The sequence below is a fragment of the Pseudomonas sp. S36 genome (genome assembly GCF_016647875.1).
Classification (GTDB): Bacteria; Pseudomonadota; Gammaproteobacteria; order Pseudomonadales; family Pseudomonadaceae; genus Aquipseudomonas; species Aquipseudomonas parafulva.
In genome coordinates this window covers 106,979-126,801 of record NZ_JACVVG010000001.1, presented here as the reverse complement: position 1 = coordinate 126,801, position 19,823 = coordinate 106,979, and the positions used below count along the sequence as shown (strand labels likewise).

The following is a 19,823-nucleotide window of genomic DNA, read 5'->3' as shown; positions in this document are numbered from 1 at the left end:
GTAAGGGACAAGCCAGCGCCGGGGTAGCGGCCTCAGCGCTCGCGCATGAAAAAACCGGCGACAAACTTGCGGAAGGTTTCGGGGCTCTTGAAGTCGGCATAGCGCTTGAAGTTGTCGGCGTCCGGCTCGGGGCCCATGGGCTTTTCCAGCAATGAAACCGAGAGCACACGGTCCTGGTCCGAGGTCATCACCAGTTCATCCATGACCTGGCCGCCGATAACCGGCCGGCGCATCTGCACCTTCACGCCCTTGCCGGCCATCCAGTCCACCAATGCCACCAACGCCTTGAGCGGTTCACGCTCCTCGTCGCGATATACGGGGAACAGATGCCTGCGTGACAGCACAGGCACGCTTGCCACGTGGATCAGCTCGTAGAACTGGCTGCCGGGCGTGGCTGGCGAATAGAGCACCAGGGCCAACAGTGGGCCACTGGTGCGTTGCCCGCCCCAGTACAGGTGGTGACCTTGGAAATCGACGCCTTCTACGCTGCGGTTGCTGAACAGCTTGCGGCCCTTGATCTGATCGATGCAGTCGAGCAGCAGGCCATGCCGTCGGTGGCTGCCGAACACCGTGGCCTCTCGCAGCCGTGCCTTGAGCATCATCATGTGCTTCATGTCCAGGCGGGTTTCCAGGTAGTTGCTGGCCGGTACCCGTTCAAGCAAGGGGTAGCGGCTTGCCACATTGCGCAACTGGGCGAATTGCCCTGTGAGGTCCTGCTTGAGGTGGGTGGCATACAGGTTCAGGCCGCTGGTTTCGATCCAGGTCAGCAGCAGGGACAGCAGCCGCTGTTGCTCACGGCGGTCCGCGCTCTCGCCGCCGCTGCCTGCAGACGCTGGGCGAAAGTCGCCGGTCAGGCGCAGCGGGGTATCCGGTGCCAGCCAGGCTGCCGGCTGCACAGGGGCGCTGTCGCGCTCGGCCGCCTCTTGTTCGTCCTTGGTGAACGGGCAACCCGGGGCGTGCTCGGCAGTGCCGGGGTTGTTCTTGAGAAACAGCGTGCCGGTGTGGCCATTGAGTGTGACGTTGAGCACCGGCAGCGCATCGCTGCGGCAGTCGCAGGCCAGCCAGTGGTTGGCGTTACGCACGTGCATCAACAACTGGTTGGCTTGCAGCAGCCGAGGCCCGGTAAGGCTACCGCTGGCAAACCCCTCCAGCAGCGCTTCTTCAGCAGGCGTCAGGCTACGCACCTGGGTGGCGGTTTTGTCGATGATGCGCATGCAGCAGCTCCTTGCTCAGAACCTCAAGCTTCAAGCAAAGCGCTGCTGCTTTCAACCGTCAGAAGATGTAATCGGTGGTCAGGAAGCTGGACTGCCGGTTGCGGATGATTTCACTGATCAGCGCCTTGTTGGCGTCCTGGAAACGGGTGGCCACCAGGGTTCGAATCGAGAACACACGCAGTGCGTCGTGTACCGATAGCGTACCTTCGGCGCTGTTCTTGCGCCCGTTGAACGGGTAGGTATCCGGGCCGCGCTGGCACTGTGCGTTGATATTGATACGCCCCACCTGGTTGGCGAAGGTATCGACCAGGCTGCCGATGGTGGCCGGGTCATTGCCGAACAGGCTCAGTTGCTGGCCGTAGTCGGAGTCCAGGACATAGTCGATGACGGTTTGCAGGTCCCGGTAGGGCACCACCGGCACCACAGGGCCGAACTGCTCCTCGTGATACACCCGCATGCCCGCGCTTACCGGGTACAGCAGGGCCGGGTAGAAGAACGACCCACGGCTGCGCCCGCCGTGCTCGTTCAGCACCTGGGCGCCGTGCGCAGTGGCATCGGCTACCAGTTCGTTGAGATACGCCACCTTGCCCGGCTCAGGCAACGGCGTCAGCGCCACGCCCGGTTCCCACGGCATGCCGGCCTTGACGTCGGCCAGCTTGCGCTTGAATTTATCCAGAAACGCCTCGGCCACGTCCTCATGGACGAACAGGATTTTCAGCGCGGTGCAGCGCTGGCCATTGAATGACAGGGCACCGGTAACGGCTTCTTCCACCGCATTGTCGAGGTCGACCTGAGGCAGCACGATGCCGGGGTTCTTGGCGTCCAGCCCCAATGCCGCGCGCAGGCGATGGGGCCGTGGGTGCAGCTTCTTCAGGTCGCTGGCCGCCTTGTGGGTGCCGATGAACGCGAACACGTCGATCTTGCCGCTGGCCATCAGCGCACTGACCGTTTCCCGGCCACGGCCGTAGATCACGTTGATCACCCCTGGCGGGAAGCTGTCGCGGAACGCCTCCAGCAGTGGGCGGATCAGCAGCACCCCAAACTTGGCAGGCTTGAACACTACCGTGTTGCCCATGATCAGCGCCGGGATGAGCGTGGTGAAGGTTTCGTTCAAGGGGTAGTTGTAAGGCCCCATGCACAACGCAACGCCCAGCGGTGCCCGGCGAATCTGGCCCAGCGTGCCCTGTTCCAGTTCGAAGCGGCTGGAGCGGCGGTCGAGGTCCTTCAGGGCATTGATGGTGTCGACGATGTAGTCGCAGGTGCGGTCGAACTCCTTCTCGGAGTCCTTGAGGTTCTTGCCGATTTCCCACATCAGCAACTTGACCACGGCCTGGCGCTGTTCGCGCATGCGCGCAAGGAACGCTTCGACATGCTGGATACGCTCGGCCACGCGCATGTTCGGCCACTTGCCGCGACCCTTGTCGTAGGCATGGACGGCGGCGTCCAGGGCGGTAAGTGCGGTATCGGCATCCAGCAGGGGGGCGCTGCCCAGCACCACCTGGCGCTCTTGGCTGCCTTCCTTGAGCCACACCGGGCTGTAGACGGTGTTCAAGGGGCCGTCCCAGCGCCTCAGCTCACCGCCGACCAGGTAGTCCCGTTGTTCCAGTGGGGCACCCAGCCGCCAAGCGTCTGGTATGTCCTCCAGGCGGGGGAAGAGTGAATCGAGCAGACGTTCCATGGTTGCTGCACCTCATGTTCGTGACGGCGTGCGTACGCCAGGTGAAACGATTCAGTTCGAGCATGCGCTGGCTGGCGAAAAAAAACCAGTGTGGCCCAACTTCCAGCATTGTGCCTGCGGGGCGAGCGCCCCGCAGCGCCGGGGTGTTACAACGGCAGGTTGAACAGATCGATTGCGGGGCGGCCTAGCCACTGCTCGCGCAGCGCAGGGTGGGTGTCGATGAGGGTGAGTCTGCGCCAGAATTCGGCGTGCGATTGCTGCGGGTGTGAAAGAAACGGCTCGGTGTCGAGCAATGCCCGCAGGTCGCGGCGGTATTGCAGCGGCAGGCGTTGCCACACCGCCGACTCGGCAGCGCCGGTGCCGTCGAAGAAGTCCAGATAATCGCTTTCGCAGACCATCAGGTCGACATGGTGAGACGCATTGTAAGCCTCGATCTGCGCCACCACGGGCGCGCTCAACCACTCGCTTTCCAGGCGCAGGGTATCGGCAATATGAGTCGGCAGTTCGAAACCCTCAGGTAATTGCGCCAACTGGTTGTCCGACAGGTCCAGTACGAAGGGTTCGATCATCTGTTCCAGGCCGCGTGGCAGGTCGGTCAGCGCGCACCCTGAAAGGAACAGTGTCTTGAGCTCCGGGTGCAGGCGCAGGTCGGGTGCGCGCAGCAGTGGGTTGTCGGTGAGGTCGAGCACGGTCAAGCCGGTGTAGCGCTGGAAGGTCTGTTGGCATAAGTCGTCCCAGGTTACCCGATTGCTGTCCAGGTCCAGCCAGCGCAACGCTTCGGGGTGCGTTACCAGGGGGAGATGGTCGAACCGGCAGTCTGTGAGCAGCAGCCGCGTGAGGTTGGGGAAGTGCTGGCAGAACACAGTGGGCAGGTGCTTGAGGGAGCGGTTGCCGCTTAACGACAGGTGCTCGATATGCGCGAAGCCTTCGTCCAGCGGCATGCTTGCCAGGTCATCGTGCTGGAGGTCCAGCTTTGACAGGTCGAGGCTCAATAGCCGGCCCCCGCCCTCGAGCGGCAGGCGTGTCATGCGTCGCCAGGCGTTGATGAGCGGCTGGATCGCCAGGTGCCGTTGATGGGGGCGAAGGGGGTTGGGGCGTGCCCATTCGGCCAGCTCGGTACGCAGGGCCACCAGCCGCGCTTGCAGCGCACGCAAGCGCTCGCTGGTAGAGCGTATATCGTCGAGGTCGTCTTCTTCCTGGTCTTCGCTCAACCAATCGGCGATCTCGGCATCGGTGGCCTCGGGGTAGATTCGCCGGAAGGCCGCCGCCAGTGATTGGGTTTGGCGGGGGGCCGGCGGCAGCGGGTCGAGGGGGCGCCCACCGCGCAACCACCCCTGAGGCACGGCGGGTTGCCGGGGCACCCCGCCCAGCCGTCGCAGCAGGTCTGCGCGGTGCTCGCGGGCCCAGGCCAGTACCGTCTGGCGCAATGCATGGGGGTTGCCTTGCTTGATGCCCAAGCGGGCGTGCAGCGAGCGCGGCAGGGCCTGTTCGATCGCTCGGCAGAGGTCAAGGCCCAGCGGCATGGGGGCCGGGCGCTCGCCCAGGTAGGCCTCATAGCCTTCGGTGGATTTGATTACCCGAGCCAGGGTGGTGGCGTGGCCGCTGCCGACGGCGTCCAGCACAGGGCCCTGCGGCCCCCCGGCGCGCAGCTCCAGGCGCAGGTCAGCCGGCCACGCGGGCAGGGCATCCAGTGCGCTGAACAACAGCCGTTCGCTGTCCGCGCTGGCCCGCGCGGGCAACAGCACGCCCTCCAGGCCCCGCACCAGCGGTAGCTCACTGTGCACGTCTGCAACCTGCTGCCGAATCGCCGCCGGGAGCGTCTGGTCCTGCTCCCAGGCCGCCCGCTCAGCCGGCTCCAAGGGTTTCAGCAGGCGCCTGGCCAAGGCCGGAGAAAGCCTTGGGTAAGCTGCCAGCAACGGTTCGCAGGCTACGTCATTTGCCGGCAAGCCGTAGCGTTGGTCAAACAGCCCAGGTTGGGCATCGGCGTCCAAGGCCTGTACTTCGCCTTCGATCTGCATGCGCTGCAGCACATCCAGCAGCAGCGCGGGCGCCGGCTGGCCCAGAAGGTGTACCCGGCGCAGGTACTCGGCATCGACACCGCACAGGTTGCAGGCTTGCTCAACCTGTTCGGCAGCCAACCCTGTGAGCGGCTCACCGAGCCTGTGCACCAGCGTGGTCAAGGACCAGTCGCCGGGTTGTTCGTGCTGACCCCGCCAGGCGCCTTGACGATTGTGTTCAAGCGGGGGCTGCCAGGCCTCAGGCGTTTCGGGGTGGATGATGCGCCATTGCTGGGTCTGCGGGTCCAGCTGATGTTCGTAGAGATGCCCGTCCATACGGAAGAAGTAGCGCCCCTCATGCAGGTACTGGCCCTGGGGGTTGGCCTGCAACCCAGCGGGCAGCTCGACAGCGCTGCGATAGGGTGCCAGGTCCTGGTTCCACAGTTTGTAAGTGCCGTCGGCAGTGCGTATTTCCTGGAGGTTGGCCATCAGTGGCCCGTTGAACAGCTTTGGCAAGGCGTGAGCTGCCGCCCCCAACCCACCCAGCAATGCCAGGTTCACGCCCAGGTTCTCCAGGTGCTGGAGCGCCTGGTGACGGTCCCCAGCTTCCCAGGCTTCATACCCCTCGAACGCCTCGCCCAGGAGTTGGCAAGCCGTTACGGCCATCATGGCGGTGCCCACCACCGGTATGAAAAAGCCAGCAACATTGAGCAGGTCCAGGCCAATGGCTTCCCACTCCTGCAAGCGCCGCGCCCGAGCGCTGGCATCGGCATCTGCGGTGGGCACGGCCAGCAGCCTGGCTTCATGCTTCATACGCGCCAGCTGTTGGTCATAGCCGAAGCCGAATGGCTCGGTTTCGATGCGCTGGCGAGTCGGCCGCAGGTCGGCATCGGCAGCACGCTGCCACGTCGCGTTCTGGGTGCTTACGCCAGTGGCGTCGAGGTTCTGTTGCAGCACGTCAAGAAAATGCCCGCGGGCATCGCGTACCACATAGGCGGTGAAAGCGCTGCGCGCATCAGGCTCCAGCAGCAGCGTTGCCAGTGCTTCGTGCACGGCTTGCAGGTCATTGCACTGGCGTAGGGCAGGGGTGTGGTTGGGCAGGAACAGGCCCAACCCGTCGCGCCCCAAGTCGATCAACATCACCTCGTGCAGCGTGACCCCGAACAGCGCCAGCTGCCAGCATTGTACCGGCCCACCCGCCAGCAGCCGGTTCACGGTATCGACACTATCGCCGGTCAGCAGATGCCGCATATGGGCCAGGCCGGCGGCCAGGCGCAGGCGTGCTCTGAACACCTCCGCCATCAATGCCCTGACCTGGGGCTGGCCGAAGGAGTGCTGCAGGTGCGCCTGATAGGCACCCCCCAGGTCCTGTTCACGGCAATGGGCGGCGAAGGTTTCCGGGGCAAGGGGCAGGGGCTGTACCTGGTAGCGCTCGGAGTCCAGCATGAAGTGGGCGGCAGGCGTCTGCATGCCGATGATCGCCGACCCTCGCACGCGAATGGGTGTGACCTGGATGTCGGTGCTCAAGGCCAGGGCGCTTGGCGGTGTGAAGGTTTCGTCATCGGCAAAGTTCTGCAGTGCTGCCTGCAGCAGGCTGTCGCGCCGGTGGCTGAACAGATAACGCAGGCCCACCCAGTGCCAGCGGCGTTCCACGCGTAGCAGCTCACAGTGCTCGAGCGGTGCTTGCAGCCCTTGGCGGGCAAAGTAGGTCTGCAGGGCAGGCTGTGCAAATTCCACCACCTGCTTGACGCCCCGAAGTGACCGGGCCAATGCTGCCTGGGCCATCAGCAACCGCCGATGGCTGGCGTTCACCACCTCCCGCAGGTCCGGGCTGGCATTGTTGAACCAGTCGCTGTGTTGCCAGGGGGCCAGTTGGCTTTTGTGCAAGGCCGCCCACTGTTCGGGGGTAGTGTGCTGGGCCCAGGCCGGTAACTGCCGTTCGCCTTGCAGGTGAGATAAAGACATGGGTTAGCTCCTTCATGAGAAGGAGGCATCAAACGGTATTTATCGGCCACCAAGTGGTAATCGGGTATTGCCGGGCCTATAGCCAATAGCCGATATAACACGGTCGTTGGGCAGGAAATTTGGCGCCATTAAACTTCTTGGGCTGCGGCAGCAACTTTGCTTGCCAAAGTGTTTATCCGCATCTTAAATTATTTCTACAGGTGATGATAAACAGCCATTACCGCTTTATTAATCAATGGTTTAGATGTTTAAAGCGGATTGTTCTCTTTTTCCGATAGGCCGCAGGGCACCCCACAGGACCTCGAAGAAGAAATGAAAAAGACGTTGACGGCTGTAGCGCGTCGCCATTTATCACCCTCCCTGCGCTACGACTTGCGGCTGTGGGCCAGTAAAGCTGGCGAGGTAGTGGCGCGCGCCTGTTTCTGGCGCTGGGAGATGAGCCGGTTCCGCCTGCAGCCTGCCAGCCCGTACGAAATTCTCTACATTGGGCGCAAGCAGCAACGTGAGATGGCCAAACTGTTGATAGGCGGCAAAGGCCACGTGGCGCAAGCCGTGGATGGCACCTCCCAGCGCGATGCCGGGCAGGTGGTGGTGGTCAGCGAAATGCCGACAGCGGGTGCCTTGTCAGTGCCACATTACCTCAGCGCAGTGGTGCCACTCGGGCGGGCGTTGGAAGATATTACCGCGCGCTACGACAGCGAACTGCGGCGCAGCATTCGCAAACATCGCCCGCTGTATGCAATGCGCCAGGCTACAACGGATGAGGAAATCGCCATGGCGGACCGCGAACTGTTGCGGCCGTACGCCACGGCGCGGCAGGGCATTCATGCGGCGCAGTTTTCCACCGAAGAGGTGTTCCGGATCGCCAAGACGGTCGGCAGGCTCGACCTGATCACCTTGGGTGACGAGGTCATTGGCTGCCACCTGGGGTGCGAAGTGGTGCGCGACGGCAAACGGTATTGGAGTACGCTGCGGTTCGGCTATTGCGAAGCGGTTTTCTCCGACGCCAAGCGGTTGCGCGAAGTGAACTCGATCACCACCTTCATGGCCCTTGAATGGGCGTTGGCCCAGGGCTTCGATTATTACGACATCGGCCTGTGCCTCGCGCGACCAGACGACGGGTTGTTGAAGTGGAAGCGCCGTCGTGGCGGTGATATCGATTCGTTGGGCAACCATGCCTACCTGTTTGTACGTCTGCCCAAAAAGGGTACCGCAGACTTCCTGTGGGAAACGCCCCTGTTCGCGGTGGAGGGGAACAAGTTGACCCTGCACCTGGGCCTGCCCACTGGCGCCAGCGCCGAGCAGGTTGCCAGCCGCTACCACGAGATGGTGTTCGGCGGCCTGCACAAGATTTACCTGTATGGCCGCGAAGAAGCGGTACAGGGCCTGGAGCAGGCCCTGCAGAACCGTTATGCCAATCTGCAAAGCAGCCCTGAGATGCAAAGGGTGCTGTGTAATTGAACTCACGCCACTAGGCAGCACAATGAATCTGGGTGCTGCGGCGGTTCCTGAACTGTTCCGCTTCGGAGATGCTTCATGGCAAGCGACCTCTCGCAGCACGATGCAGTGCCGGTAACCCGGCATGCCGGTTGGACTCTGGCTGCCTACCGGCACATGGCGCGCAAACGGTTGAGCCAAGCGCAGCCCCTGGATATCAAGGCGGTTGCCGCGAAACGCTGGGACATCGCACCGGCTGAAACAACCGTGTCGCCACCGGCGCTGTTTTTGCCCGGCCAGCTTGAACGGGTGACCGGCTGGGAAGGCAAGCGTTTCTACCCCTATGTGCACCCGGCCAGGACCATGCAGGGCGGCATCGAAACAGAGCATGGGCCAACCCGTGGCTATTTGTTGAAAGATGTCTGGCTGGTGGACGGGGCGTTATACAAAGGCCGGGCCAGCCACTGGCTGTCACTCAAGCCCTCGACGTTTCCCACTATCAGGGTAGAGCATGAACTGGACCGGGCAGCCATCTACTGCACGCAAAATGGCAACACCTGGTTCGGCACCTGGTTGATGGAGGATTGCCCCACCTATGCCCTGGCTTGCGATGAAGGCGTACCGGTGACCACCGCGCCGTCCACCCGCTACCCCCTGTTCACCCAGACGTTGGCGTACGAACACTGGCTGGGCATGCAGCCTGCCCGCTTGCGCAGCGCGTTTTTCCGCGAACTGGTGCTGTTCGACGACCAGAGCAACAACCGCAACCGCCACGCCCGTTACCGCGCCATGGGCGACAAACTGCTCGCCCACGTGCCGCACACGCCACACCCTGGGGTTTTTCTGCTCAGGGGTGGTGATGGCGAACGGCGGATGTTGCGCAACGAACTGGAAATCGCCGAGCACCTGCGCGCCACTCGCGGTTTTCGTATCGTCAACCCGCTGCAATGCGACGTGCCAGGTATCGTCGCCGCGTGCGCAGGTGCGCAAGTGGTCATCGGCGTGGAAGGCAGCCAGTTGGTTCACGGCGTGAATGTATTGCAGGCCGGCGGTTGCGTGCTGGCCTTGCAGCCGCCGAACCGTTTTGTCAGCTACTACAAGTACCTGACCGACCGTGATCATCAGTATTTCAGTTTTGTAGTGGGTACACCTGATGGAGACGGGTTCACTATTGACATCGATGAAGTCGAGCGCACGCTCGACCTGTATCAGGCGCGCAGGGTGTAGTATCGCGGCAGCGTTTGGCACTGGGCGGGGCAGAGATGATTGAGGTATCGAGGTTCTGGCGAGATTCACGATTGCCGTTCGTGGAAGCTCGTGTGGTAGGTGACGGGCGCCAGATCTGCCATGCAGCCCATTCCCACGAGAGTTTTTCGCTCGGCGTGATCACTGGAGGTCGCAGTACTTATGTGAGCGGTGATGATCGTTGGGATGTTCAGGCGGGCACTACCGTCTTGATAAACCCCGGCGTGGTGCATACCTGCAACCCTGTCGCCGGGCAGGGTTGGTCCTACCTGATGATGTACCTCGACATGTCCTGGCTTGAGCGCTGCGGGTTCCATTTGCCGGCCCAGGCTTTGAGCTATTCGCCTGCCCTGTACCAAAGGTTGATGGAAGTATTTGCAGAACTGTTCGACCCAATGATCACTGACCGTGAGCGTCGCCTCGCTACGTTCTTTGCAGCCTTACCCGGCTTTCTCGGCGCAGCCGCTCCCCAAGCCGGCAAGGCGCACCCCCGTTTGGAACTGGCAGCGGCATTCATCCGTGCGCACCGTGGAGATCTTCTAAGCCTTGCCGACATTGGCGCAGCTTGCGGCTTGTCGCGGGCGCACCTGATCCGCGCGTTCCGCCAGCGCTTTGGTCTGACGCCGCATGGCTACCTGCTGGACCAGCGCGTGCAACTGGCGCGGTCGTACCTGCGCGAGGGTTGGGCAATCGCCGAGGCGGCCCACGCCTCTGGCTTTGCCGACCAGGCGCACCTGCAGCGTGCCTTCAAACAGCACTTGGCTGCCACACCGGGGCATTATCAAAAGGGCGCTGTAGCTACCTGAGCAGGTAGAGCGCACTGACCACCAGCAATGCCGCCAAGGTGCGGTTGAGCACGCGCAGATGGCCTGGCGTTTCAAGCCGCTGGCGAATAAGGCTGCCAGCCCAGGCCCACGCGGCCACTGAAACGAAACAGATAGGCCCGTAAATCCAGGTGAAGAGCCACAGCAATTGTTGTTCGCCGCCAGTGTAGGCGCCTACGCCAGCGACCGCCGCCAGCCAGGCCTTGGGGTTGAGCCACTGCATCGCTGCCCCGTGCCAGGCCGAAGGTGGCCGCCCGATGTGGTCATCCCCCAAATTTCCATCGTCCATGGCCAGTTTCCACGCCAGGTACAGCAGAAACACCACACCGCCTGCATGGAGCAACCCGGCTGCAGCCGGCACACGGGTCAGTAGCTGGTGGACCCCACAGCCTACCAATACCAGCAATAGGCAAAACCCAAGGGTGGCGCCGGTGACATGCCCGAGGCTGGCTCGGAGCCCATGGCGGGCGCCGCTGCCCAGGGCCACGACATTGACGGGGCCGGGTGAAATAGAAGCGGCCAGCGCAAAGGCGGCCATCGAAACTGCAACGCTCATGAATGCTATCCCTGTGGTTGAATGCTGGGTGAATGTTCAGGGATAGGACGTTGCCAGTATTGAATGGAAGTGCTCTTCGCTCGTAGAGCGGGAGCCGGCCTTGGCATCAGTTGCTAAAGGTTTGTAATAGTTTTGCGCTAACTGAAAAACCTGCTGTGCTTGTAGGATTATTTTCCCTAATTGTTATCCAGGTCATCAATGAGCACCTTCGTGGCGCCCCACCGTCTCCGGCCTTCCTGGCCCTGCTTTACCTCTCCTGTTGCCCCTTCCCACGTGAGTATCCGCTAATGGAATGGCTTGCCGATCCCACGGCCTGGCTAGGCCTGCTGACGCTTATCGTGCTTGAACTGGTACTGGGTATCGATAATCTGGTGTTCATTGCCATCCTGGCAGACAAGCTGCCCCCTCATCAGCGCGACCGCGCGCGGGTCATTGGCCTGAGCCTGGCCCTGATCATGCGCCTGGGCCTGCTGGCCAGTATTTCCTGGATGGTCACCCTGACAGCGCCGTTGTTCGAGGTGTTCGACAAGAGCTTCTCGGGACGTGACCTGATCATGCTGTTCGGTGGTGTGTTCCTGTTGTTCAAGGCCACCATGGAACTGCACGAGCGGCTGGAGGGCCATGTGACCCAGGCCAGCGGCGCAGCCCGGCATGCGGCTTTCTGGCCGATCGTCGCGCAGATCGTGGTGCTCGATGCGGTGTTCTCGCTCGATGCTGTGATCACGGCGGTGGGTATGGTGGAACACCTGTCGGTGATGATGATCGCGGTGATCTTCTCGATCGGCATCATGATCGTCGCCAGCAAGCCGCTGACCCGCTTCGTCAACGCCCACCCCACGGTGATCATGCTGTGCCTGGGCTTCCTGATGATGATCGGTTTCAGCCTGACCGCCGAGGGCCTGGGGTTCCATATCCCCAAAGGCTACCTGTACGCGGCCATTGGCTTCTCGATCCTGATCGAGCTGTTCAACCAGTTGGCCCGGGCCCGCCGCAAGCGCAGCCTGCAACAGCACCGGCCGCTGCGGGAGCGTACCGCGCACGCCGTGCTGCGCCTGTTGGGCGGGCGCCGCGTGGAAGCGGACGAAGTGGGTGAGGAAATCGCCGACCTGGTCGAGGGCGGCGAGGAGCAGGTGCTGTTCGACCGTCGCGAGCGAGTGATGATCAGCGGGGTACTGAACCTGGCCGAACGCCCCATTCGCACGGTGATGACGGCACGTGCCGAAGTCGACCTGCTCGACCTTGCCCAGCCGGCTGACGCCATTACCCGCGCGTTGGTCCATTCGCCTTACTCGCGCCTGCCGTTGATCCGCGATGGCCGGGTGGACGAACCGCTGGGCTTTGTGCACAAGAAGGAGCTGCTCAAAGAGTTGCTGTCTGGTAGCCAGCCGGACCTGGAAGGGCTGGTGCGGGCGCCGTTGAACCTGCTGGAGAGCTTCAGCATCCTCAACGCGCTGGAGCAGATGCGTGGCAAGTCCACTCACATCGCGTTCGTGGTCAACGAGTTCGGTGACTTCACCGGCCTGCTGACCATGACCGATATCCTCGAATCCATCGCCGGCGAGTTGCCGGACGCCAGCGAGGTCGAAGGCCCGGGCTTTGTCCAGGACGGGCAGGGGTTTGTGATCAGCGGTGCAATGAACCTCAGCCAGGTCCACGCCCGCACCGGCTTCAGCGCCCGGGCCACCGAGGACTACCAGACCTTGGCGGGGCTGGTCATGAGCTTGCTGGACCGCCTGCCCATGGTCGGCGACCGCCTGGCATGGAACGGCTGGACGCTGGTGGTCGAAGCCGTGGAAGAACGGCGGGTACGTCAGGTACGGCTCATACCGAGCGACGACGCTGACGCATCAGGTGCTTGAAGCCTTCAAGCACCAGCACCAGCACCGCCGCCCAGATGGGCAGGTAGGTGAGCCACTGGTCCGGGCCGATGGTTTCACCCAGCAGCAAGGCTACGCCCACCAGCAACACGGGCTCGACGTAGCTGAGCAGGCCGAACAGGCTGAAGGGCAGTAGCCGGCTGGCCAGTACGTAGGCGATCAGGGCCGAGGCGCTGATCGCCCCAAGTACCGGAATGAGCAGGTACAGGCCGGGGTGAGCCTGCAGGTCGGCACTGGACAGCGGCCCCTGGGCAACGAAGTACAGCGCCCAGGGCAGCAGCAGGCACATGTCGCACCACAGCCCACCCAGGTGGTCTGTACGGCAGCGGCGGCGCAGCACGAAGTAGATGGGGTAGCCGATGACTACAACCAGGGTTTCCCAGGCAAAACTGCCGTGCTGGTAGAACTCGTGTACCACGCCGAGCGCGGCGCAGCCCACCGCTATTTTTTGCAGCCGCGACAGTTGTTCGCCGTACACCATGCGCCCCGTCAGGACCATGGCCAGCGGCAGCATGAAGTAACCCATCGACACCTCCAGGCTGCGCCCGTGCAGCGGTGCCCAGAGAAACAACCATAGCTGCACGCCCATCAGCCAGGACGTGCCCAGCATGCCCAGCAGCAACACAGGTGTACGCCGCACGCGGCCGAGCAACTCGCCCACCCTGGCCCAGTCGCGGGAAATCAGCATGAACAGGGTAAGGCATGGCAGCGTCAACAGGGTGCGCCAGCCGAAGATCTCTTCGCCATCCAACGGCTTGAGCAGGGACGTATAGAAGTACATCACGGCAAACAAGCAGGATGCCATGACCGATGAAACAATTCCTTTTGACACGAGTGCCTCGAATACAGGATAGGAGCGGTGGAATCAGCCGCGCATGATCTCAGGGGCCGCGCCTTGCGGCAACCGGGTGGGGCCAGGTTGTGCGGCCAGGGCTTCCAGAAACTGGTCGGCGGGCATGGGCCTGGCGAACAGGTAGCCTTGCTGAAAGTGCGCGCCATGGCGCGCCAGATAGTCCCGCTGCGCGGGGGTTTCCACCCCTTCGGCCACGAGACCTAGCCCCAGCTTGGCCGAGAGCTCGATGATGCTGTCAAGAATGTGAACCGACAGTGCGTCAGCGCCGATCAACGCCACGAAGCTGCGGTCGATCTTCAGGTAGTCGACTTTGAATTGGCGCAGGTAGTTGAGGCTGGACTGGCCGGTGCCGAAGTCATCCAGGGCAATCATCACGCCCATGTCGTGCAGCTTCTCGAACAGTTCCAGGGTGGCGGGGGTAGGCTCGATCAGCTTGCGCTCGGTCAGCTCCAGCGTCAGGGTCACTCGACCAGGCGGAAAATGTTGCAGGAATGTGCGGCAGTCCTCCACCAGGCCAAGGTCGCGGCAGTGATCGGCGGTGATGTTCACGCCGATATGGAAGCCGTCTTCCATGAGCCCGGCATAAGGGGCCAGGCCTTGCGCCGTGTGCATCATCAGCGCCCGGGTCATGGCCACGATCTGGCCACTGTGTTCGGCATAGGGAATGAACAGGTCAGGGCTTACCAGCCCCTCCTGCGGGTGGTTCCAGCGCATGAGCACTTCAACACCGGCCCATCGGTAGTCCCCTCGGCGTACCACTGGCTGGAAGTAGGGCACGAACTCATCGGCCTGCAGCGCCCTGCGCAGTTCGGCCCGTGGTGAGTTGGCCCTGCGGATCTGCCAGTGGCAGGCAAGGCCGGCACCTACGCCAAACACCACCAGCAGCCCGAGCAGGGCCAGGTAGTGGCTGCGCAACAGCCGGCCCTGTTGATCGGCGGGGTAACCCCCTGCCACGCTGAACGGGTAGCGAGCCGAGCCCTGCACCACGTAGGCCTTGGCCGCAGGTGCAGGGGCGCCCCGGTGGACTGCGCCGTCCTGGCCCATCCACGCATCGCCCACGCGCAGGATCAGGGCCTGGTCCGGGCCAATCAGGCGCAACACCGTCAGCAGGTGCTCACCATCGACGGTGCTGATGACGCCTCGGTCACCTTCGCTTGCGCGGTATAGCAGCAACGGATGGTCGGGCGTTACCGAATTGCCGGTCATCAGCCACAATTGGCCGTCGGCGTAATCGTCAGGGTTGACGCGTTCGTCGTAGTCCCCGAGCAATGACGTGCAATACAGCCGGTTGTAGTGGAACAGGTTGGTGGAGCGCACGTAAGCGTTGCGGGTCACTTCGGCGCGCAAGCGCAACTGCGCTTGGGAACACGGGGTGCTGGCCAGGGGGAGAAGGGTATGGGCAGCGCTCGACAGGCTGTCGAGGATACGCTCGATGTGCACCATGGCCTGTTGAGTGGTGGCTTGGCTGCTGGCCTGCATCTCGCGCTCGACCTGCCAGCTCATCACCGCGAACCCGCACAAGGCCGGCAACGCCCCTACGAACCAAGGTAACAACGAACGCCAGCCGAAGCCTGGCCGGGTTTTTCGGGTGAGGGGCATGCTCTGGCCTATCCGCGCGGCAGTCTCAAGAGCATAGCCTTGGTCTGCCTGGCTGAGGAACCAGATGGCGACAAAAGATTTTACGCTGTGTAGAATCGATTTACGAAAAGAACAATAAGTCCTTCCATTCGGGAAGGACCAAGCCCCCCGGAATGCGTCGCTATGTCAGACCATGGGTTCAGATTGATCATCGGTGATTTTCTCGCCCGCAGCGTACGGGGCATCCCGTGCTCGCCGCCGTTTTCCCTCAAAATCATTGGAAATTCATAATTTTCGCTGCAGATGAGGACACGAACATGGCTGATATTTTCGAAAACCCGATGGGCCTGATGGGCTTTGAGTTCATCGAACTGGCATCCCCGACCCCCGGCCTGCTAGAGCCGGTTTTCCAGATGCTGGGCTTTACCAAGGTCGCGACCCACCGCTCCAAGGATGTGCACCTGTACCGCCAGGGCGACATCAATCTGATTTTGAATAATGAGCCCAAGAGTGTTGCATCGTATTTTGCCGCTGAGCATGGCCCTTCGGTGTGTGGCATGGCGTTTCGAGTTCGCAATGCTCACCAGGCCTATGCCCGCGCGCTGGAACTGGGTGCGCAACCGGTCGAAATCGAAACCGGCCCCATGGAGCTGCGCCTGCCTGCCATCAAAGGCATTGGCGGGGCGCCGTTGTACCTGATCGATCGTTTCGAAGAAGGCAGCTCGATCTATGACATCGATTTCAACTTCATCGAAGGGGTAGACCGCCACCCTGCGGGGGCGGGCCTGAAGATCATCGACCACCTGACCCACAACGTTTACCGTGGTCGCATGGCCTATTGGGCAGGCTTCTACGAGAAGCTGTTCAACTTCCGCGAAATTCGCTACTTCGACATCAAGGGCGAATACACCGGCCTGACATCCCGCGCGATGACAGCGCCGGATGGCATGATCCGCATTCCGCTCAACGAGGAATCATCCAAGGGCGCCGGGCAGATTGAAGAGTTCCTGATGCAATTCAACGGTGAAGGCATCCAGCATGTCGCGTTCCTCACCGACGACCTGCTCAAAACATGGGATGCCTTGAAAAGCTTCGGCATGCGCTTCATGACAGCCCCTCCGCAGACTTACTACGAAATGCTGCAAGAGCGCCTGCCTGGGCATGGTGAACCGGTGGATCAGTTGCAGGCGCGCGGTATTCTGCTCGATGGGGCCGCACAGTCCGGCGACAAGCGCCTGCTGCTGCAGATTTTCTCCGAAACGTTGCTGGGCCCGGTGTTTTTCGAGTTTATCCAGCGCAAGGGTGACGACGGCTTCGGTGAGGGCAACTTCAAGGCACTGTTCGAGTCCATCGAGCGTGATCAAGTGCGCCGGGGTGTATTGAGCACTGATTGACCAAGGCCGGGGCTGGGCGCTTAGTGGTGGCCCTCCGGGGCTTCCAGCGTTCTGCTCCGAACCCGGCCAAGCGCGAAGTAAATCACGGCGCCGGTCATGAGCCCAACCAGCATCAGCGAGGGAAGAATGTTGAGCATCGATTCGCGGATCTCGCGCGCGGTGTAGCCCGCTGCGTAGCCCCCGACAACCCGGTACTCGTATTGGGCCGAATCAGCCTGACGGTTGAACTCGCTGAGCGATGGGCGCATGCCGCTCAGGCTGTCGCCATTGCTCCACAGGTAATGCTCATTGAAATCCAGCATCAGCGTCAGGCCGTCCTGAAACGCGCTCAATTCAGTTCGCAGTTGTGTGGTATAGACAGTGGCGACAACGCCATGGCGACCCTGCGGCAGGTACAGGTTCACCAAAAGGTGATCGTTGCGATCCTGCAACGTGCTGGAAAGCGTCACCAGCCGCCCAGGTGAGGCGAGGGTAGACAGCACACTGAGTGGATCGGACGTGGTACTGCAGTAGGCCTGGCCATCACTGACCAGTGTCAGTGACCTCAGCATGGACCGGCTTGCGACTTGGTCCAGCAACGCCTCTTTGGCCTGTTCGCAGGTTTGCCCAGCCAGTGGCAGGGCCCTTGCCGCGACCTCATGCACGCGGTCCAGTGCCTGGTCAACGCTGAAAACCGCCTCTTGCACGGAGATGGCGGCATTCTCCGCAAGTTTTACCTCTACTTGGTAGATCATTACCAACAGGCCCGAAAAGACAGGCACCAGGCCTACGGCCATCAACAGCACGAGTTCCAGCATGCTGCGCCCGGCGTTCATGATTCTGTGCATGGTGAGGTGGGCCCCTGGCTTGTTGCTGATCGACATGAGCAGCCAAACGTCGAGCCTAAGTGTTCATGGGCGTACAGGCTGTAGGGCAGCCGCCTACAGCTCAGGGGAAAGTGGTGAGTGTTCGGTTGTGATCTATCCCCGGTACGTGCGTCAATTCTCGCTGGCGATGTGCGCTGGCCGGTGGCCGGGTCACAGCCTTTGAAGGAGGGTGGGGCCACGCTGTGCTAACGTCAGTACTGCAGGCAAACGAGCCCTTGCGCGCACTTGGCGCCGTGGATGCCTTCGGCCCACCCAGTGGAGTGATGACAGTGGTTGCAAAAGACAAGCCGCGGGCGGCTGCGGCGCACCCGGTACAGCAGGCTCAGCGCGCTGCCCCGGCCGCTCTGGCACAGGTGTCGATTACTCAGTTCGATTGGTCGCGCACTTCTCTGGGGCCACTCCCACGCTGGTCGGCGTCGCTGCGCATTGCCGTGGACATGGCGCATTTGTCCCCGTTTCCCTGTGCAGTGGTGTGGGGGCCAGACATGACGGTTGTCCCCAACGATGGCTACCGCGCCCTGAGGCCAACCGTTGACGCCCAGGGCAAGGCGTTCGACGCAGTGTGGGCTGATGTGTGGGACGCCGTAGGCCCTTGGGTATTCGACGTACTCAACGGGCGCAGCAGCTTTGTCGAAGACCCGCCCGTGCGCATCAACTGTGGGGAATGTGCCGAACAAACCTGGTGCACGTTCGGGTACACACCCTTGCATGATGAGCGCGGGGAGATTGCTGGCTTTTTGCATACGGTGGTCGAAACCACGGCCAGCATCGAAGCGCGCGATCACTGGCGCAGGCTTGCAGAGGGTTTTGAGCGCGACGTCCAGCGCCACGCGGCCGAGCGCGAACAGATATGGCAACTGTCGCACGATGCCATGATGACCCTGACCCCTGATCTCAAATTGCATGGCGCCAACCCGACCTGGTTCCGGATCCTTGGCTGGGCCCAGGAACACGTCCTAGGCATGCCGATCCTGGAGCTGGTTCACCCAGCCGACCGCGCCGAGGTGCAGCTGGCAGTAGACGGCCTGCTTCAGCACAGGCATGCGGACCAGGTGGAGACCCGCTTGCGTCACTGCGATGGCCACTATCACTGGTTTACCTGGCGCGCGCGTTTTGAGGCAGGCTTGATGACCGTGGTGGGGCAGGACATTACCGAGCACCACGAACTCGCGATGCGCCAGTCCGAAGCTTTGTTACGCAATAACGAACGCATGGAGGTGGTCGGCCAGTTGGCGGGTGGTATGGGTAATGAAATGAACAACCTGCTGGCAGGTATCGGCGGTAGCCTCGAACTGTTGCAGAGCCGGCTGAACGAGAGACGCCTTGAGCGGGTCGACGACTACGTCAGGGTGGCGCGTGATTCGGTGCAGCGAGCAATGGAGTTGACCCACCGCCTGCTGGCCTTCTCCCGCGAGCGGCCGCTGGCCCCCAAACCCATTTATTTCAACCGCCAATTGCGCCAGAGTGAACCGCTGCTGGCGAGCACCCTGGGCGCGGAGATAGGCCTGAAATGGCAGTTGGATGTCGCACCGTGGGCGGTGAACATTGACGTTCCCCAATTCGAAAACGCCTTGATCAACCTCTGTGCCAATGCCCGTGAAGCCTGCCTCGGCCGTGGCAGCGTTACGGTGCGTACCGTCAATGAGCGGCTGACGGCGTGGTTCCCCGACGAAACCGGGGTGCCACCCGGTGATTATGTGGCGTTGCACATCGAGGACACCGGGCACGGCATGCCGGCGCGAGATGTGGCCAGGGCTTTCGAGCCGTTTTTCACCACCAAGCCTATGGGACGTGGGTCTGGGCTCGGTTTGTCCATGGTGTACGGTTTTGTCCGTCAATCCGGAGGGTATGCCTGGATCGAGTCATCGGTGAACGAGGGCACCAAGGTTTGCATGCTGTTCCCGCGGAGTCTGCATGCCATTGCTCAGGAGCAACCGCATCTGGGCCGTTCGGTGAGCAGGGCCAGCGGCGAGCGGGTATTGCTTGTCGATGATGAACTGAACCTGCGTGCAGTGATGCGCGAGTACCTGACCGAGCGTGGTTTCGAGGTAACGGACGTGCCCGACGCCAATACGGCACTGGAGCGATTTCATCAGGGCGATGTGTTTGACCTGGTGATCACCGATATCGGTTTGCCTGGCGGCTTCAGTGGCAGGCAGGTGGCCAAGGCGATACGGATGGAGCTGCCACAGCAGAAAATCCTGTTTATCACCGGCTACGCCCAACAGCAGGTAGAGCCGGAGTTTCTCGAGCAGCCAGGTACCGCACTGATGAACAAGCCGTTCATGCTGGCTGAACTCGCTGATAAGGCCCTTGGAATGCTTGATATCTGAGGGCGC

Annotated in this window: 13 protein-coding genes; 6 read left to right on the top strand and 7 right to left on the bottom strand. The window is 62.2% G+C overall.

Annotated elements, in window-relative coordinates:
- Positions 1 to 32 precede the first annotated feature (32 nt).
- The 3 genes from IAE36_RS00535 to IAE36_RS00525 all read right to left on the bottom strand — a co-directional run bounded on the left by IAE36_RS00535 (position 33) and on the right by IAE36_RS00525 (position 6,854).
- Positions 33 to 1,214, bottom strand: a complete 1,182-nt coding sequence (locus IAE36_RS00535; RefSeq protein WP_201209630.1) for a hypothetical protein — start codon at positions 1,212 to 1,214, stop codon at positions 33 to 35.
- A 58-nt stretch (positions 1,215 to 1,272) separates the two neighbouring features.
- Complete coding sequence (locus tag IAE36_RS00530; RefSeq protein WP_201209628.1) at positions 1,273 to 2,892, bottom strand: NADP-dependent glyceraldehyde-3-phosphate dehydrogenase; 1,620 nt, start codon at positions 2,890 to 2,892, stop codon at positions 1,273 to 1,275.
- Between the two features lie 146 nt (positions 2,893 to 3,038).
- Positions 3,039 to 6,854 (bottom strand): leucine-rich repeat domain-containing protein, encoded by a 3,816-nt coding sequence (locus IAE36_RS00525; RefSeq protein WP_201209626.1) that lies wholly within the window; start codon positions 6,852 to 6,854, stop codon positions 3,039 to 3,041.
- Positions 6,855 to 7,166: 312 nt separating this feature from the next.
- Between IAE36_RS00525 and IAE36_RS00520 the strand changes: the two genes are divergently transcribed.
- The 3 genes from IAE36_RS00520 (at position 7,167) to IAE36_RS00510 (ending at position 10,342) form a co-directional block, all read left to right on the top strand.
- Positions 7,167 to 8,315, top strand: a complete 1,149-nt coding sequence (locus tag IAE36_RS00520) for a hypothetical protein (RefSeq protein ID WP_201209624.1) — start codon at positions 7,167 to 7,169, stop codon at positions 8,313 to 8,315.
- 75 nt (positions 8,316 to 8,390) lie between these two features.
- A complete protein-coding gene (locus IAE36_RS00515) occupies positions 8,391 to 9,518 on the top strand; it encodes a glycosyltransferase family 61 protein (protein ID WP_201209622.1) in 1,128 nt (375 codons plus the stop codon).
- Between the two features lie 35 nt (positions 9,519 to 9,553).
- Positions 9,554 to 10,342, top strand: a complete 789-nt coding sequence (locus IAE36_RS00510; protein WP_201209620.1) for an AraC family transcriptional regulator — start codon at positions 9,554 to 9,556, stop codon at positions 10,340 to 10,342.
- On the opposite strand, the gene IAE36_RS00505 is transcribed toward IAE36_RS00510, so the two are convergent.
- Positions 10,335 to 10,916 carry a LysE family translocator gene (locus IAE36_RS00505; RefSeq protein WP_201209618.1) on the bottom strand — a complete coding sequence of 194 codons (582 nt, stop codon included), beginning with the start codon at positions 10,914 to 10,916 and terminating at the stop codon, positions 10,335 to 10,337. The two genes, IAE36_RS00510 and IAE36_RS00505, sit on opposite strands and share 8 nt — an antisense overlap.
- A gap of 287 nt (positions 10,917 to 11,203) precedes the next feature.
- Between IAE36_RS00505 and IAE36_RS00500 the strand changes: the two genes are divergently transcribed.
- Complete coding sequence (locus IAE36_RS00500) at positions 11,204 to 12,775, top strand: TerC family protein (protein ID WP_060481052.1); 1,572 nt, start codon at positions 11,204 to 11,206, stop codon at positions 12,773 to 12,775.
- Here the strand turns inward: IAE36_RS00500 and rarD are convergent.
- Positions 12,738 to 13,625, bottom strand: a complete 888-nt coding sequence (gene rarD, locus IAE36_RS00495) for an EamA family transporter RarD (RefSeq protein WP_201209616.1) — start codon at positions 13,623 to 13,625, stop codon at positions 12,738 to 12,740. The two genes, IAE36_RS00500 and rarD, sit on opposite strands and share 38 nt — an antisense overlap.
- Before the next feature lie 33 nt (positions 13,626 to 13,658).
- The gene (locus IAE36_RS00490; RefSeq protein ID WP_201209614.1) at positions 13,659 to 15,245 is read right to left on the bottom strand and encodes an EAL domain-containing protein; all 1,587 of its coding nucleotides are present in this window, start codon (positions 15,243 to 15,245) and stop codon (positions 13,659 to 13,661) included.
- A gap of 296 nt (positions 15,246 to 15,541) precedes the next feature.
- Here IAE36_RS00490 and hppD point away from each other — a divergent pair, with 296 nt between their 5' ends.
- Positions 15,542 to 16,618 (top strand): 4-hydroxyphenylpyruvate dioxygenase, encoded by a 1,077-nt coding sequence (hppD, locus tag IAE36_RS00485; protein ID WP_201209612.1) that lies wholly within the window; start codon positions 15,542 to 15,544, stop codon positions 16,616 to 16,618.
- A 20-nt stretch (positions 16,619 to 16,638) separates the two neighbouring features.
- On the opposite strand, the gene IAE36_RS00480 is transcribed toward hppD, so the two are convergent.
- The gene (locus tag IAE36_RS00480; RefSeq protein ID WP_201209610.1) at positions 16,639 to 17,445 is read right to left on the bottom strand and encodes a CSS-motif domain-containing protein; all 807 of its coding nucleotides are present in this window, start codon (positions 17,443 to 17,445) and stop codon (positions 16,639 to 16,641) included.
- 302 nt (positions 17,446 to 17,747) lie between these two features.
- On the opposite strand from IAE36_RS00480, the gene IAE36_RS00475 reads away from it, so the two are divergent.
- On the top strand, positions 17,748 to 19,817 hold the full coding sequence (locus tag IAE36_RS00475) for a hybrid sensor histidine kinase/response regulator (RefSeq protein WP_201209761.1): 2,070 nt from the start codon (positions 17,748 to 17,750) through the stop codon (positions 19,815 to 19,817).
- Positions 19,818 to 19,823 lie beyond the last annotated feature (6 nt).

Bases quoted from the DNA above. Each gene is read 5' to 3' on its own strand.
- IAE36_RS00535 (WP_201209630.1), bottom strand. From the start codon at position 1,214: ATGCGCATCATCGACAAAACCGCCACCCAGGTGCGTAGCCTGACGCCT.
- IAE36_RS00530 (WP_201209628.1), bottom strand. From the start codon at position 2,892: ATGGAACGTCTGCTCGATTCACTCTTCCCCCGCCTGGAGGACATACCA.
- IAE36_RS00525 (WP_201209626.1), bottom strand. From the start codon at position 6,854: ATGTCTTTATCTCACCTGCAAGGCGAACGGCAGTTACCGGCCTGGGCC.
- IAE36_RS00520 (WP_201209624.1), top strand. From the start codon at position 7,167: ATGAAAAAGACGTTGACGGCTGTAGCGCGTCGCCATTTATCACCCTCC.
- IAE36_RS00515 (WP_201209622.1), top strand. From the start codon at position 8,391: ATGGCAAGCGACCTCTCGCAGCACGATGCAGTGCCGGTAACCCGGCAT.
- IAE36_RS00510 (WP_201209620.1), top strand. From the start codon at position 9,554: ATGATTGAGGTATCGAGGTTCTGGCGAGATTCACGATTGCCGTTCGTG.
- IAE36_RS00505 (WP_201209618.1), bottom strand. From the start codon at position 10,916: ATGAGCGTTGCAGTTTCGATGGCCGCCTTTGCGCTGGCCGCTTCTATT.
- IAE36_RS00500 (WP_060481052.1), top strand. From the start codon at position 11,204: ATGGAATGGCTTGCCGATCCCACGGCCTGGCTAGGCCTGCTGACGCTT.
- IAE36_RS00490 (WP_201209614.1), bottom strand. From the start codon at position 15,245: ATGCCCCTCACCCGAAAAACCCGGCCAGGCTTCGGCTGGCGTTCGTTG.
- hppD (WP_201209612.1), top strand. From the start codon at position 15,542: ATGGCTGATATTTTCGAAAACCCGATGGGCCTGATGGGCTTTGAGTTC.
- IAE36_RS00480 (WP_201209610.1), bottom strand. From the start codon at position 17,445: ATGCACAGAATCATGAACGCCGGGCGCAGCATGCTGGAACTCGTGCTG.
- IAE36_RS00475 (WP_201209761.1), top strand. From the start codon at position 17,748: ATGACAGTGGTTGCAAAAGACAAGCCGCGGGCGGCTGCGGCGCACCCG.